The 13961-nt window shown below is 70.2% G+C and carries 16 protein-coding genes; 11 read left to right on the top strand and 5 right to left on the bottom strand.

Annotated features, from left to right (window positions below):
• Positions 1-598 precede the first annotated feature (598 nt).
• Both DIZ27_RS23390 and DIZ27_RS23385 read right to left on the bottom strand, forming a co-directional pair.
• Positions 599-1330: a hypothetical protein gene (locus DIZ27_RS23390; RefSeq protein WP_109380404.1), complete on the bottom strand. Its 732-nt coding sequence runs from the start codon at positions 1328-1330 to the stop codon at positions 599-601.
• A gap of 315 nt (positions 1331-1645) precedes the next feature.
• Positions 1646-2188: a DUF4231 domain-containing protein gene (locus DIZ27_RS23385; protein WP_109380403.1), complete on the bottom strand. Its 543-nt coding sequence runs from the start codon at positions 2186-2188 to the stop codon at positions 1646-1648.
• 357 nt (positions 2189-2545) lie between these two features.
• Between DIZ27_RS23385 and DIZ27_RS23380 the strand changes: the two genes are divergently transcribed.
• Positions 2546-2980, top strand: a complete 435-nt coding sequence (locus DIZ27_RS23380; protein ID WP_109380402.1) for an RICIN domain-containing protein — start codon at positions 2546-2548, stop codon at positions 2978-2980.
• Between the two features lie 798 nt (positions 2981-3778).
• Here the strand turns inward: DIZ27_RS23380 and DIZ27_RS23370 are convergent.
• Both DIZ27_RS23370 and DIZ27_RS23365 read right to left on the bottom strand, forming a co-directional pair.
• Positions 3779-4585 (bottom strand): protein phosphatase 2C domain-containing protein, encoded by an 807-nt coding sequence (locus DIZ27_RS23370; protein WP_181383655.1) that lies wholly within the window; start codon positions 4583-4585, stop codon positions 3779-3781.
• 4 nt (positions 4586-4589) lie between these two features.
• Complete coding sequence (locus DIZ27_RS23365) at positions 4590-5435, bottom strand: sigma factor-like helix-turn-helix DNA-binding protein (protein ID WP_109380401.1); 846 nt, start codon at positions 5433-5435, stop codon at positions 4590-4592.
• 488 nt (positions 5436-5923) lie between these two features.
• Between DIZ27_RS23365 and DIZ27_RS23360 the strand changes: the two genes are divergently transcribed.
• From DIZ27_RS23360 to DIZ27_RS23330, 7 genes are all read left to right on the top strand, one after another.
• The gene (locus DIZ27_RS23360) at positions 5924-6196 is read left to right on the top strand and encodes a DUF6284 family protein (protein WP_109380400.1); all 273 of its coding nucleotides are present in this window, start codon (positions 5924-5926) and stop codon (positions 6194-6196) included.
• Entirely contained in the window at positions 6193-6474 is a 282-nt protein-coding gene (locus DIZ27_RS23355) for a DUF6303 family protein (RefSeq protein ID WP_109380399.1), read from the top strand. Before DIZ27_RS23360 ends, DIZ27_RS23355 begins: the two co-directional genes overlap by 4 nt.
• Complete coding sequence (locus DIZ27_RS23350) at positions 6471-7331, top strand: protein spdB (protein WP_109380398.1); 861 nt, start codon at positions 6471-6473, stop codon at positions 7329-7331. Before DIZ27_RS23355 ends, DIZ27_RS23350 begins: the two co-directional genes overlap by 4 nt.
• Positions 7331-7678 carry an RRQRL motif-containing zinc-binding protein gene (locus DIZ27_RS23345; protein ID WP_109380397.1) on the top strand — a complete coding sequence of 116 codons (348 nt, stop codon included), beginning with the start codon at positions 7331-7333 and terminating at the stop codon, positions 7676-7678. Before DIZ27_RS23350 ends, DIZ27_RS23345 begins: the two co-directional genes overlap by 1 nt.
• Before the next feature lie 2 nt (positions 7679-7680).
• A complete protein-coding gene (locus tag DIZ27_RS23340; RefSeq protein WP_109380396.1) occupies positions 7681-7998 on the top strand; it encodes a hypothetical protein in 318 nt (105 codons plus the stop codon).
• A 99-nt stretch (positions 7999-8097) separates the two neighbouring features.
• Positions 8098-10215: a cell division protein FtsK gene (locus tag DIZ27_RS23335; RefSeq protein WP_109380395.1), complete on the top strand. Its 2118-nt coding sequence runs from the start codon at positions 8098-8100 to the stop codon at positions 10213-10215.
• A 204-nt stretch (positions 10216-10419) separates the two neighbouring features.
• Positions 10420-10884, top strand: coding sequence for a hypothetical protein (locus DIZ27_RS23330; protein WP_109380394.1), 465 nt, complete (start codon positions 10420-10422; stop codon positions 10882-10884).
• 3 nt (positions 10885-10887) lie between these two features.
• Here the strand turns inward: DIZ27_RS23330 and DIZ27_RS23325 are convergent, their stop codons facing one another.
• Entirely contained in the window at positions 10888-11133 is a 246-nt protein-coding gene (locus DIZ27_RS23325; protein WP_146228984.1) for a hypothetical protein, read from the bottom strand.
• 33 nt (positions 11134-11166) lie between these two features.
• Here DIZ27_RS23325 and DIZ27_RS45875 point away from each other — a divergent pair, with 33 nt between their 5' ends.
• The 3 genes from DIZ27_RS45875 (at position 11167) to DIZ27_RS23315 (ending at position 13782) form a co-directional block, all read left to right on the top strand.
• Positions 11167-11331: a hypothetical protein gene (locus DIZ27_RS45875; protein WP_181383654.1), complete on the top strand. Its 165-nt coding sequence runs from the start codon at positions 11167-11169 to the stop codon at positions 11329-11331.
• Between the two features lie 88 nt (positions 11332-11419).
• Positions 11420-12307, top strand: a complete 888-nt coding sequence (locus tag DIZ27_RS23320) for a bifunctional DNA primase/polymerase (RefSeq protein ID WP_109380392.1) — start codon at positions 11420-11422, stop codon at positions 12305-12307.
• A gap of 2 nt (positions 12308-12309) precedes the next feature.
• A complete protein-coding gene (locus DIZ27_RS23315) occupies positions 12310-13782 on the top strand; it encodes an ATP-binding protein (RefSeq protein ID WP_109380391.1) in 1473 nt (490 codons plus the stop codon).
• Positions 13783-13961 lie beyond the last annotated feature (179 nt).

Raw genomic sequence — 13961 nt, 5'->3', positions numbered from 1 at the left:
GGTCGGCCGCGTTGCCGTACACGTGCGCGAGGCAATCACACGATGGAGCAGCCGAGTTGGACTCGTCCGGGACCAGCACGGAAGACTGTGACAACAGGGCCTCCTGTTGCTCTATGGATTCGACACCCACGAGCTGTTCAGGAGGCCCTGCCTTCATGCCCTCACCCCGGCAGGATCACCCGACCGGGAACCCGCGTTCGACCACCACCGCTCAAGATCGAAAAGACAACAGCTTCTTAGAAGATGCGGGCAAGCCTTGGTGAGTTCGCCCGATCGGCCTATGCCGGCACCGTGCCGGACCGCTGAATGCCGCTGCCGTCCGCCGTCGTTGCCGTCAGCGCTGCCGTCACTGCCCTCGCTCGATCCGCTCAAGAGAGCTGCTGACATGCCCGGGGATACACCAGCACTTCCTCCGGCATCGGTCACGACTCACGCCGGCTTCAGCGTATGGTCCAGGCACTCGCTCGGGGCACAGGTTGCACGTCATCCTCTCCGCCGCTGCCGCGGTCGTCGTGACCCAGCACATCGTCGGTCAGCGGAGCGCGGGCCCCGAGAGCCCGACGGCCTTCGAGGAGTGGGCCAGGGCGGCGGGAGCTGATCAGCTCTCTGCTCCCAATTCTCCCGCGGGGCCGGCGGCGTCCTGGGCGAGGTAGCGCAGGGCGCGCATCACCGTGTCCGCCTCCTCGCCGTGCACTTCCCGGCTGGGTCCCCCGAGGGCGGCATTCCGGGCGGCGATGTCGCGCAGGGCCCGCAGCGCGGTGTCCGCCTCCTCGAGCTGCAATTGCCGGCTGGGCCCCGCCGCCTGGAGATCGCTTCCCATGGCAACGGAGATCGCTTCCCGGTCCGGGAGGAACGCGATCGGGGCCGAGTACGCGGCCAGGTCGTTCACGCGGACCAGGCGCAGCTCGCTGGGTTCTATCTCGGAGCCGGACAGGACCACTTCGGTGTTCTCGACACGGCCCCGGGCGACCCAGTAAGGGTTGCTGCTGTTCCGCCAGAGTTCGAACGTCACGGGTTTCCCCTCTGCGGTGATGGTGACGGGTTCGGAGGCCGGCAGGCTGGCCGGAGGTCCCTCCCCGGGGTGGCAGTAGTCCTCCAAAGCGTCCGCCAGGGCCTCGCTGGCCTTTGCATTGCCGGAGGAGGCGCTGAAGACCGTGACGTGCTCGACCTGGGGGTCGAAGTGCGGAGAGCCGAACCACAGGTACACATGGATGTCGCCGGTGACTCGGTTGTAGCCGCTACCCGTGAACTGCCGTGATTCCGGCCAGTCGGCATCGACAGCGACGACCCTGAAGCCATCTGCCGAGCCAGGGGTGCCTTGATCGTTCATGGGATCTCCTTGTGCTCGTCCGTGATCGGGCATCGTGCCATGCACGAGACCGGGGCCAACGGGTTGGGCCTGGGCTGGTCGGTGCACTACCACTTTCACGGGACCGGTCTCACCAGGTTCTGACAGCGGAGCGCATGGGGCGCCTCTTTGGGATAGTGCCGGCGCCCTCGACACCCGCTTTAGGAGCGAGGTTGGGTGGCGGCGGGCGCGACCTGCGAGTTTCCTGCCTTTGATGGCATCAGCCGGCTGTGCCCGTGCGTACCACTGTTCCCCGTGAGTCCCCGCCTGTTCTGGCACACGAGTGGCACGCCCGGTCTACCGGCGCTCTCGCCGGGCACCTGGGATGCCGGGCGGTGTTTGAACGTCAGTGCTTACCTGGCCGCCCAAGGTCATCACGTTGAGAGTTGCAGAGTTCTCGTTGGCGATTGCGCTCTCTACACGGGCGACCAAGGTCGTGAATGCTTCAGTCTCCGAGAGATCTGAGTAGGGCCCCACCTTGGTTTCGAAGTAGATCCGCTCATGCCCGAGGAGTTGTTCGGTCGACCTGTAGTTCTTCCACTGCTCGCGGTAGCGGTACACGCTCTCCAGGGAGACGGAGCCGACAACGATCAAGCTCAGCACCGTAGCGGTAAGTTTGGCGAATGACAGGTCAAGGTTGACTAACACGGGGACCAGGGCTCCTCCGACGACAGAGAGCGTCCTCATCCGGAGATGCATGGCCTTCGTCTTAACGGCCTTCTTGTCGTACCACTTCTGGTACTGGGACAGCCTCCCCTCCACGTAGTCCTGCGCCGCGGCCACAGACCGGGAGACAGCGGGGTGAGCTTCGAGTGACTGTCCGTCATCTGTTCCTGCCATGCGGGGAGTACATCGGTGGTGGAACGACGCAGTCAACTCGGCAGCCCAGCCCGGGAGTACCTGTTTGGAAGATCGCGTAACTGGACGCGGGTTGACCTGCCACAAGACTGACGTGCACGTTTCCGTGGCGGTCGCCATCACTCCCCGCTGTTTCCCGCGTGGCACCCCTCAACCGGGCACGCGGAGGGCACGCGCGTCCTCCTGCTGCGTTCTCGGTGGTGAGACACGGGCCTGAGCGGGTGACCCTGTACGGCGACACTGCAACAAGCAGTGATCAATTCCTTGAAGTCAGCCGGTATCTTGCCAATGGTGACTACAAACAGTCACCGAAAGATCACAGAAAGGAGAAGTCGGCGTATGGCTACCGACCAGCTCATCTCCGCTGGGACCTTCACGCTCCTGGGTCCTGGCGGGCACCTCGCCCACGTGGCCCACGTGGGCGAAAGGAGGCCCATCGTAGTGCTGCCGCCGGACGGGACCAGGCAACAGCAGTGGGAGGTGAGGCCCGAATCGGGTACCTACACCCTGCGCAATGTCGCCACCGGCTACTACCTGGGCCACGACGATGATCCCAACGAACCCGCCATGAGGATCATGGGAAGCAAGCAGCCGTACCGCTGGCGCACAGGCCAGGGCCCGGACGAAGATCCGAACACCTACCTGCTCTCTCCGGACGCCTCGAACGACAGGCTGGTTCTGACTCACAGCCTTCTTCGGCTCTACCCGCTTCACGCTGCCATCCTGCCCAGCTCCAGGTACCACGACCCTGAGTGGTCTTTCAGGCCCATCTAGGCGGAACCGACCTCACAACCCACCCCAGCTCCCATCCCGTCCGCCGTCGACCCACACACCGTGGAGCGGGCGTGGTTCAGGGGCGTCAAGGTGGAGCGCGCCACTGTACGAACGACCTTGACGCCCCTGGGCCGCGTCTGCTCGGCTCTGCCTGGGTCGACGGTGGACGGGATGGGAGCTCCCGCGCACGCCCCAACGTGCCCGCAGTCGGAAATGGCGCCCCCTCCATCCCGGTGCCGGCCGATCCCCCGCCGGAGGCATCATCTTGTGTCCGCGGATGACGTCCCGCCCTTGCCCGCTTGCACGCAGCGCGCCGCCGGGCGCGGCCAGCCGGGGCGAAGACAGGAGGCAGGCCGCGCCGCAGAGGCGGCGCGCGCCCGCGCTGTGCGCGGGCCTTGATGGAGCAGGGAAGGTTCTACCGCATCCCTTTCGCCCCTTTCCAGCCTGGCTGGGCCCGCGATGAGATCATCCTGGCCTGTCACCTCGTGATGGCCAATGGGTGGAAGGGACTCGATGCGAACGACCCGCGCGTCATCGAGCTGTCCGGCCTCCTGCAGCTCATGCCGATCCATGCTGAGGCCGACCGCAACGAAAAGTTCCGCACCCCCGACGGGGGGCCCGCAAGACGTTCGACGTCGCCACGCGCCACCTCTCGCCGAGCATCCCTGTGTGCTGGCACTCTTCGACCTCAACCTCTTTGTTGCACTTCGCTGGTATACGCCCTGAAACGGCAGGGCCCCGGATCGCTCCGGGGTCCTGGCCCGTCAGACGGCGCCGCTCCTCGCTGACTAGCCGCTATCACCACTGGCAGAAGGCAACGGAAGCGTCGTCGCCGGACTTGTAGCGTGGCCACCGTCGCCCCGTCGGGTCTGTGGCCTCTACCTTGCGGACGGTATCGATCAGCTCGCGCGGTCCTCCGGTCCGAAGCGTCGTGAAGACGCGGGACCAGGTCGCCATGGCGTACTCCGTGACGAGACGCGAGATGCCATCGGACAGGACCGCTGCCGCCCGTACGCCGTTGATGGGGGTACTGCCCACTAGCGCGTGCTCCGCCGCTTCCGGACCGGCGGCCGCCACCCAGTAGCCGGCCGGTGTGTTGCGGGTCTGCCGTTGTGCGGTCACGAATCGCTGTAGGGCCTCTTTGTGCTCCGGTGTGTGGGTCTCGTACTGCTCGACTTCGGCCCGCAACTCGGGCAGGACCTCGTCCACACGCAGGTCAGTGAGTACGGAAAAGCCCTGACGCCCTTCGAGGACGATGGGGGAGTCCGCCAAGACCAGGTGATCGAGGAATCCGTCCTGCTGTCGAAGAATCGCGACCGTTGCTGAAGGCGTTCCGGGGTTACCCAAGTCGCACTCGGGGTGCAGCGCTGCCACCCGTTCAAGGGCACCCGCCAAGCCTTCCGAGAGCGAGGAACTTGGATTCGCCAGCGCTGCGACAAGCTGACTGCCGAGCTGGGCCACGTACCACGGGACGCCGTGGCGGCATCCCGTGTCCAGCCCCGCCGTGCTGAGCCCATCCAGCACGATGGCGAGCGTCGGCGTGCCAACCACCCAGTCTTCGTTGGGGGCGGCTCCGCCGGGCTGGGTGTCTATGGCGACGCGCATTCTCTCAGCCCTCGTGTCGGTACAGCGGGGTGACGCGTCGACTCTCCAGCACTTCGAGCGTCTCGGGGTTGTAGCGGCATGAGATGAGAGTCGAGAAGCGTCGCGTACGGACCTCTCGGTACAGCTCTGCCAAGTTGTGCTCCAAGTAATGCACCACCCCGTTCGCGCCGATGGCGTGGATACCGGCGATGTAGAGGAAGGTCCCACGTCCGTCCAGACGCGGGAGCCGCCCGAGGTAACCGAAGTCGCCCGCAGAGCCGTCCTCGTCCTGTGGAGACCGGTACTCCTTGCCTGCCTTCCGGTCCACCAGGTGCCAAGCACGGTCCTTCTCAAACCGAAGGTTGTCGTCTCCCTCCAGCACCTGAGCGACGATGGGGGACAGTCGCGGACCGCAGATGACCACGTGGTTGTCGCGGTTCAGGTTGACGATGCCGGTGGGCGGGATCACCTCGTACTGCGCCTCGAGCTTCATGCCACCCAGCAGCTTGCGCAGATGCTCGAAGTTGTCGAGATCTTCCCGGACCACGACCGCGCTCGGGTTCTCGTCGGGGCCCTTGCCTGCCTCGTACTTGCCGCCGAGCGAGACGGTGACCAGGTCGGCACCGAAGAACGCCCGCTCAGGGGGCGGTCCAGCGGACGCCAGTTGCCCGACCCGGCCTCGGCTCACACCGAGCCTCTTGGCGATTTCGGCTTGCGTCATGCCGGATGCCTGCGCCTCTTCGATGGCTTCGCGACGGATGCGGGAGAGCTCCAGCACCCGCCCTTGATAGGTCGCCATCAGGTCGATGGCGGCTTTGGCTCGCTCGACCGGGGCTCCGATCTCCGCGACCTGCTTCATGTCGTCCTGCACGGTTCTCCAATCGCCTCGCCTAGGGGGCCTAGCAAGAGTATCGCGAGAGGGGGTTGCACACAGCTTCGGGTTTGCCTACGGTACCTATCAAGCGCGATGGCAACCCCCCCTAAGCATGCCGGGGAGGCCCAGCCGTGACTGCTTGACCTGCACAAATGCATGGCATGGGGGCTGCTTGCAGCCTCAAGGGGCCCGGGACAGAGCGGGCCGAGGGAACCGGACCCCTGGTCAACCGGATGGCTAGGCCGAAAGGCCAACGTCTCCATATGCCTACAACGGGAGCCCGTGTTCCCGAAGGAGATGCACTGCTGCCCCGGCAACCAGCCGTGAAGGGCGCGAGATCGAATCTCGCCCGGGGCACTCCGGCCGCTCTCAGCGACCGCACCGCGCATTCGGCGCGGCTGATCACCCCACTACGGCGCGCGCCCCGGAGCTGGCACTCCGGGGCGCTGTTCGGGCCGTTTCACCTGCTAGGGAGACCACGACCCATGGAACACATCGTCACTGTTCAGGACGCTGTTACCGCGTTCGCCGACTTCATGGAACCGACGGATGCGGAGCTGGACGCGATCGAGCGGGAGATGCCCGTCATCCTGGCGGACGTCGACCTGCTGGACGCGCACATCACCACGCTGGACCGCACGCCGACCGAGCTGGACGCCCGCCGCATCCGCCGGGCCCGCCGCCGCGCGCTGGCCGCGCGGGTCGCGCTGCTCAACAGCACCACCGCCGGCGCGAGCCTGCCCGGGGGTGCGGCGTGAAGACGCTGACCGCGCAGCTGGCGAGCGACGGCGGGCCGTGGCGCCTGTACGTCGTGCTGTACGGAGTGCCGGACTGGCCCACGTTCCGGTGGGAGCGGTCCGGGCCGGTGCCCACCGTGGCGGAGCGCCGGGCGGCCCTGGCCTCCCTCGGCTTCGAGGTGGCGCCGGGTGCGGCGTGGTCCTGGACGGAGGACAGCCGGGACCCCGACGACGACTCCACCGCGGTCCTGCTGATCGCCGCCGTCCCGGTGCGCGGTCGGAACGGGGACGCCGCATGAGGGCCAAAACCGTCCTGCCGGCCGTCGCCATGACGGCCGTCTCCATGGTGCTCACCCTCGCCGTGGTCGTGATGTGGCTGGGCATGGCGATGCCGTGGCCCGTCGCCCTGGTCGTCGGTCTCGGCATCGACGGGGGATGGCTGGCCACCCTCGCCTACGAACGCCGCCTCGCCGCGCAGGGCGACCACAACCGCACGGTGACCGCCGTCGGCTGGTCCTTCGGCCTTCTCGCCACCGCCGTCCTGGTCGCGCACGCCCTGACCGCGGAGCACTCCGCCGGGGCGTGGCTGGCCGTGGCCTGGCTGCCCATCGCGGCCAAGGCGCTGTGGCTGGTGCACGGCCTGTGGGAGCACACCGCGCTGACCCCGGGGGCGCTGGACGCCATCCGGGGGATTCAGCAGGAGGCCCGCGACGAGGCGGCCGTGGCCCGCGCCCGGCTGCGCGCCGAGGCGGCCACCGAGGAGACCCGGCTGACGGCCGTGACCGAGGCCGGCGCCCGCGTCGCCCGCGTCCAGGCCACCACCGCCGACACCCTTGCTCGGGCGTGGTCGACGCTGGAGTCGGCGCGGGAGGGGGAGGACACCGGCAGGGCGCTGACCAGCGTGACGAGGGGCGTCACACCCGACGTCACACCCCGCTGGGAGCTGCCCGTGTGGGGGCCCACCGAGCCGGTGGTCGCCCTGTCCCTGGAGGCGGCTCCCGCGCTCAGTGATGACGCCCTGGCCGCGCTGGTCGACGACATCCGCCACAGCGAGTCCCCGGCCCTGTCCTACCGGGAGATGGCCACCCGCTTCCGGGCCGCCGGGCACGCCGCTTCCGAGGTCCGGCTTCGGGCCGCGTGGAAGCGCGTCGCCTGATGGCCGCGCTGCCGGTGTTCCGCTGGCGGCTGGCCCCGGACGGCTACGCCACCCGCCGCCAACTCCGGGCACAGGGCCTGCGCCCCGGTGGTCAGGAGGTGGCCGCTCAGCTGGAGCGGCCACGCCGCCGCCGGGGCCCGCTGGTCGCCCACCTCTACCGCATCGACGCCGCCAAACCGGTCCGCCCGATGACGCCGGGCCGGTGGGCGGCACTCGCCGCCGCGAACCGCGCGCGGCGCACCTGCCCGGCCTGTCGGCGCGATGCCGGCTACGTCATCCCCGCCGCGCTCGGCATGTGCGTGCCCTGCGCCTACCCCGACCCCGCCGACCCTCCGAGGAGCGTCTGACCATGCGCAACGCCGACATCCGCCGCCTGGACCGCGCGATCCAGGCGACCACGAAAAAGCTGGAAGCGGTCCGCCGGGGCGAGTGGTGGCCGCTGAACGGCCGCGAGCGCCGGGCGATGGCCCGCGCCCTGGCCGCCGGTGGCTACAAGGTGGCCCGGGGCCGCAGCGCGGGTCGTGAAGAGCAGCGCATGGACGCCACCGGCAACTCCGCCGAGATGCGGCTGAGCGCGGAACTGACCGCCCTGCACGGCGAGCGTCAGCGGCTCCTCACCGAGGCCGCCCGCGACAAGGCCAAGCGGAAGTCGTCCGGCTGGTTCTGACCAGCCATCACGCCGGGGTGGCCGCTCTTTCCACGGACCCGGCCACCCCGGCTCTCCCTCACTCCCACCCCTGTCGGGGCAGTCAGGAGCACTCCCAGCATGTCCGAGAACGTCGTCCACCTCCACAAGCCCACCGACCCCCCGACCCCGGACACCGCCCCCACCGTCCTCACGGTCGTCCCGGACCCCGCCCCGGTGGCGCCCGTGCCGCTGTGGGTCCGCTCCGGCCGCGCGGTGAAGACCGCCGCCACGCACGAGACGACCCGGGCGACCGCCCGCGCCGTGGCCCGGCACAGCCTCTACACCCTCAACGGCGGCCGGATCGCGGCCCGCCGCACCTGGGACGGCCGCACCGGCGCCCGCTACGAGCGGATGATCCGGGCCGCGGAAGCCGCCGGGAACCTGGAAGCGGCCGAAGAGTGGGAAGACCGGCTGCAGCGCTTCCGCGCTGCCCGCCACCACCGCCGCATGGACCTGCTCCACTCCCCGGTCGAGGCCGCCAAGGGCGTGGCCGTCGGCGCCGGGATGAGCGTCGGCGTGCTGGTCGCCCTCGGCGTCGTCATGGCCCTCCACACCGGCCACGTCGGCGACGTCATCACCCCGCTGTCGGCGACCGTCGACTTCATCGCCCTGCTGATCCGCATCGTGCAGGTCGTCTGGGGCCCGGCGCTCACCATCGGCCCGTTCCTCGCGCTGCTCGCCCTGTGGGCCGTCGGCCGCAAGCAGCACGCCGCCCCCGCCTGGGCCCTCCCGGCCAACGTCCGCAACGGCGAGGGCGAGCCGATCACCCCGTCCATCGTGGTCAAGGCCCTGCGCGACCTCGGCGTGCCCGCCCTGGCCCGCGCCATCAAGGAGATGGGCGACGCCGGCGCCTCCATGCTCGGACCCATCCGCATCGCCGGATGCGGCATCGAGGTCGACGTGACGCTGCCCTCCGGGGTGTCCACCAACGAGGTGCAGAACAAGCGCCGCAAGCTCGCCGAGAACCTCACCCGGCACGAACACGAGGTGTTCATCACCATCCCCCAGGCGGCCCGCACGGTGCGGCTGTGGGTGGCCGACTCCGGGGCGCTGGATGAGCCAATCGGCCCGTCCCCGCTGGCCGTCGACGAGTCGCTGACCGCCGACTACGCCAAGGGCCGCGCCCCGTGGGGCCAGGACCTGCGCGGCGACGCCGCCGCGCTGTCCCTGTACCAGCGCCACCTGCTGATCACCGGGTTGTCGAACCAGGGCAAGACGGCCGCGCTGCGCGCGCTCGCCCTGTGGCTCGCCCTCGACCGCGCGGTGGAGTTCCGCATTGCGGACCTCAAGGGCGCCGGGGACTGGGCCATGTTCGACGGGCTCGCCACCGTGCTGATCCAGGGGCCGACCGATGACCACGTGATCGAGGCGACCGAGATGCTCGAAGGCGGCGTCGCCGAGATGGAACGCCGCCTGACCGCGCCGCCCGGCACGCCGTTTCCGCCGCTGATCCTGCTGGTGGACGAGGCGCAGGTGGCGTTCATGTGCCCCGTCAAGGACGAGGACTCCCGCCCCTACGGCGGCTCCAAGGCCACCTCCCGGTACTTCATGGCCGCCCGCAAGATTCACAACCAGGGCCGGGCGGTCAACGTGCTGCTGTGGCAGGGCACCCAGGACCCCACCGACCAGAACCTGCCCAAGCTGGTGCGCGAGGGCGCCCACACCCGCGCCTCCCTCGCCCTGGGCACCGAGTCGCAGGCCCGCATGGCGCTGGGGGACAAGGCCGTCGACGGCGGCGCCGCACCCAACCTGCTGCGCCCGGGGCTGGACAAGGGCACCGTCGTGGTCGCCTCCGACGGCATCGCCATCCCGGCCGGCCAGGCCTCCCTCACGGTGCGCACCCACTACATCGACACCGACACCGCGACCGAGATCGCCGAGCGAGCCAAGGCCCTGCGGGACGGCGTGACCACGCTGCACGTGATCGAGCGCGGCGAGGAACACGATCCGCTCGCCGACATCGCCGCCGTCCTCGGCACCGCCTCCCGGGTGCTGACCGCCGACGTGCTCAAGCGGCTGTCCGCGCTCAACGAGGACGCCTACGGGCGGTGGACGCCCGGCGACCTCAAGCGCGTGCTGGAGGACGCCGGCGCCGGGCCGTACAAGTCCGACGGCCGCATGGTCGTCGGCCGCGACCGCGTCGCCCGCGCCCTCGTCCACCGCGACGGCGAGGGTTCCGCTTCCGCCGACGGATGACAGGGAGCCGGCCCGCGACGGGTCAGGGAGGCAGGGAGAACTCCCTGCCCGCCTCCCTGACCCGCCTCCCTGCCCCTGACCAGCGCAAATGATCGTTCAGGGAGGCAGGGAGGCCCGCAGGTCAGACCCCCCGAACCCCCCTCCACAGCGCCCCCACAAGGGGGTGTCTCTGCCTCCCTGGCCAACTACCGGAAGGGATTCCGCATGTACCCCGACCACACCCATGAACGGCCCGCACAGCGGGCGGTGGAAGTCCACCGGCCCACCCCGCTCCCGCCCGCCGTCGTCCACCCGGCGCCGGTCGTTCCCATCCAGCCGGACACGGTGCCGGCGGTGGCGAGCATCGTCCTCCCGGACGGCCGTGTCGTCACCGGCTACGCCCTCGACCCGACCCGCCCCGCACCGGTCGCGGCCCCGCCGGCCGTGTCCCGCACGGCGGTGAACGTCGCCCTCGGGGGCGTCGGCTTCCTCGCGGTGTGCGGCGGGCTGCTGCTGCTCACCTCGTTCATCGCCGCGCTCACCGCGTTCATCACCCAGCTCATCATCCTGGCCGCCGTCATCTTCGGCGGCTGGATCGCCGTCCAGGTCCTGGGCGCGAGCAGCCACCAGGGCGGCACCACGGTGAACATCCGTCGGGCCGTGTTCAAGCGCAACCACTTCCACGGCTGACGGTCAGCCGTCGTCTCGACCGGCCCTGCGTCGGATGACGGCAGCGATCCACTGGCCGACCACCGCACTGATCGTCAGCGTCAGCGCGAACGCCAGCGAGTCACCCCAAGACTCACCTGTCACCACATGCCAGTACACGGTGCCCAGCCCGTACAGGGCACCCATGACGGCCAATGCCACCAGCCAGCACCGTAATCGGCGCCGGCGCCGTGGGTCGGCCTCGTCGCCCACCCGCTGACGCTCCGCCATCCCCAGCACCTACCCCTCTCGAAGGGACTTTTCGTGTTCGAAATCCGCGTCATCTGCGACCCCGCCGACACCGAACGCATCACCACCGCGCTCAACGACACGTTCACCACCGGCGCCGTACGCACCTACCCCACCCGCGACGGCAAGCACCTGCGCCTGTACGTGACCGCCGACCACCACCCCGACACCGACCAGTAGCCACGCCAAGGGCGGCCCCCCATTCCGCCAAGAACCGGGGCCGCCCTTGTCCACCTGCCGTCCAACTGACCTGTGGAGGTCTCCCAGCATGACCCAACCCACCACCATCCGGCGAGTGCCCGGCCCACGGCCGCGGCTGCCCGAACCCCTACGGACCGCATTGACGCTGGCCGCCACCGGCGTGCCGGTGCTGCCCCTGCGACAAGGGAAGGTACCGTTCGGGAACTGCACCGCATGCGCGGGCGGCGCCTGTGGCGGCCGGCCGAACATGAAGAGCGCGGGCCCGTGCCGGTGCCCCGGTGTCTGCCACGCATGGGCCGCCGCCACCACCGCCCCGGCCGTCCTCGCCTCTCCGTCGTGGACGGCCGCATGGCGGCGGGCCGTCTGTGTCGCCTATCACCCCGGCGGCGCCGGACTGACGGTCGTCGACTTGGACGACGCGGCGGCCATCGCATGGGCCCGCACCGCCCTGCCCGCCACCCGGGCCGTGAAGACGACGCGCGGTGAGCACTGGATCTACCGGGGCGCCATGACGTCGCACAACGCGGTCCGCCCCGGCATCGACATCAAGTCGGCCATGTCCTACGCCCGCTATCTCGGGCCCGGCACCGGCACCATGACCGCCCTGCCGGACGCCGTCCGCGCCCTGGCCGTGCAGGAACCCTCCCCGGCCCGTCCGGCGCCGCAGGCCGTCGCCGTGCCCGCTGGAGTCGGGGGCGGGGCGTGCCGCCACCGCACGCCCGCCTACCTGGACCGGGGCATTGCCATGGCGGAGCAGCGCATCACCGAGGCCCGCAGTGCGGTGCACGCCACCGTGTACCGGACGTTCCTGGCGGTGCTGTCCACGCACGGCCGGTGCGGCTGTCTCACCGATGCCCACGTCGCGCGGCTGTTCACCGCCGCGCAGACCAGGGGCGAAACCCCGCGGCACTGCACCGACGCGTGGACCAACGCCCGCACCAGGTTGGGACTGTGACCATGGCCGACGACGAGAAGACGCCGGCCCGCGAGGTCATCACCGACTACGCACAGGCGCACTTCCGGTACTTCCGCACCGCCGACGGGACCGTGTACGCGCAGAAGAACGGCCACCCCGTGGCCCGCCCGATCCGCTCCCAGGGCACCACCGGCAGCCACCGCCAGGAACTCATGGTCGGCCTCTTCCGCGACGGGGTGGGCGTGTTCAACGGCACCGCCCTCAAGGAGGCGCTGGACCTGATCGAAGCCCTCGCGCTGACCGAGGACGTGCAGCCCGTGTACATCCGCGTCGCGCCGGGATTCGACGGCGCGACGTGGCTGGACTTGGGCCGCGACGACGGGCGGTCGGTCCGTATCCACCCCACCGGCTGGGACATCGCCGTCCCCGACCCGCGCGAGGTGTGCTGGCGGCGCACCCAGCTCACCGGGGAACTGCCCCTGCCGGCCAAGGACACCGACGGCAAGGGCATCGACCTGCTGCTGCGGCTGTGCAACTTCGCAGGCGCGGAGACCGAGTGCCTGGCCATCGCCTGGCTGATCGGCTGCCTCGGGCCGTCGGTGCCCGTGCCCGCGCCGTTCCTCACCGGCCCGCAGGGCGCCGGCAAGTCCACCGGCGGGCGGATGCTGGTGCGGATCATCGAGGGCATGAGCGGCGACCTGCGCCGCGCCCCGAAGGACGAGGAGAACCTGATCGCGGCCGTGGCCGCGGGCTGGGTCACCGCCCTGGACAACCTCTCCCACATGACCCCGGACCTGTCCGATGCGATGTGCTGCATCGTCACCGGCGCCGAGAACGTCAAGCGCGCGCTGTTCACCGACGGGGACGTGTTCCGGGCCCGTTACCGCCGCCCGCTGCTGTTGACCGGCATCGATGTGGGCGTCATCCGGCCCGACCTCGCCGAACGGCTGCTGCCGTTGCGGCTGGAGCGGCCCCGGGTGCGGCGCACCGAGGCGGAGCTGTGGGCGGAGTACGCGGAGGTGCTGCCGGTCGTTCTTGGGTCGCTGCTCGATCTCACGGTGAAGGTCCGCGCGGTGGAGGCGGAGACCCCGACCGATCTGCGGATGGCGGACTTCGCGCACCTGTGCGCGCAGCTCGACGCGGCGACCGGTTTCGGGGCGCTCGCCGCGTACCGGGCCAGCCTGGACGACCTGAACGACGACGTGATCGAGGGCGACCTGCTGGCGCAGACCGTCCTGCGGCATGCCGCCGACCTCGAGCCGGGCGCAGGGCAGCGGATGACGTCCACGGAGTGGCTGCACTGCCTCACCCGCCTCTACAGCGGCGAGGACTTCCGTCCGCTGCCCAAGGGGTGGCCGACCACCGGCAAGGTCCTCTCCGACCGTCTCAAGCGTCTTCAGCCGACCCTGGCCGCGAGGGGTGTCCTCATCGACTCGGGCCGCACCAAAGCGGGCCGCTACCTCGAGATGACCCGCGCGCCCTCCGCGCCCCCGCCCGAACAGCAGACGCTCTGACCGGCACCGCCGTACAAGCAAGAGGAGCACCACCGGCCAGGCGTGCTCCTCTTGCTGTTCGGCGGCGGCGCCGCCCCGCGCTGGTCGCGCCGCGCAGCGGCTCCTTCTTCACGCCTTGAGCCGCGCCGCACCACTACAGACACCCCCTCCTTTTTTCCTAAGTGGGAAACGCTGCGTCA

Origin of the sequence: Streptomyces sp. NWU339 (assembly GCF_003143855.1) — a bacterium.
In the GTDB taxonomy this organism is placed as follows: Bacteria; Actinomycetota; Actinomycetes; order Streptomycetales; family Streptomycetaceae; genus Streptomyces.
This window is presented reverse-complemented; position numbering and strand designations above follow the sequence as displayed.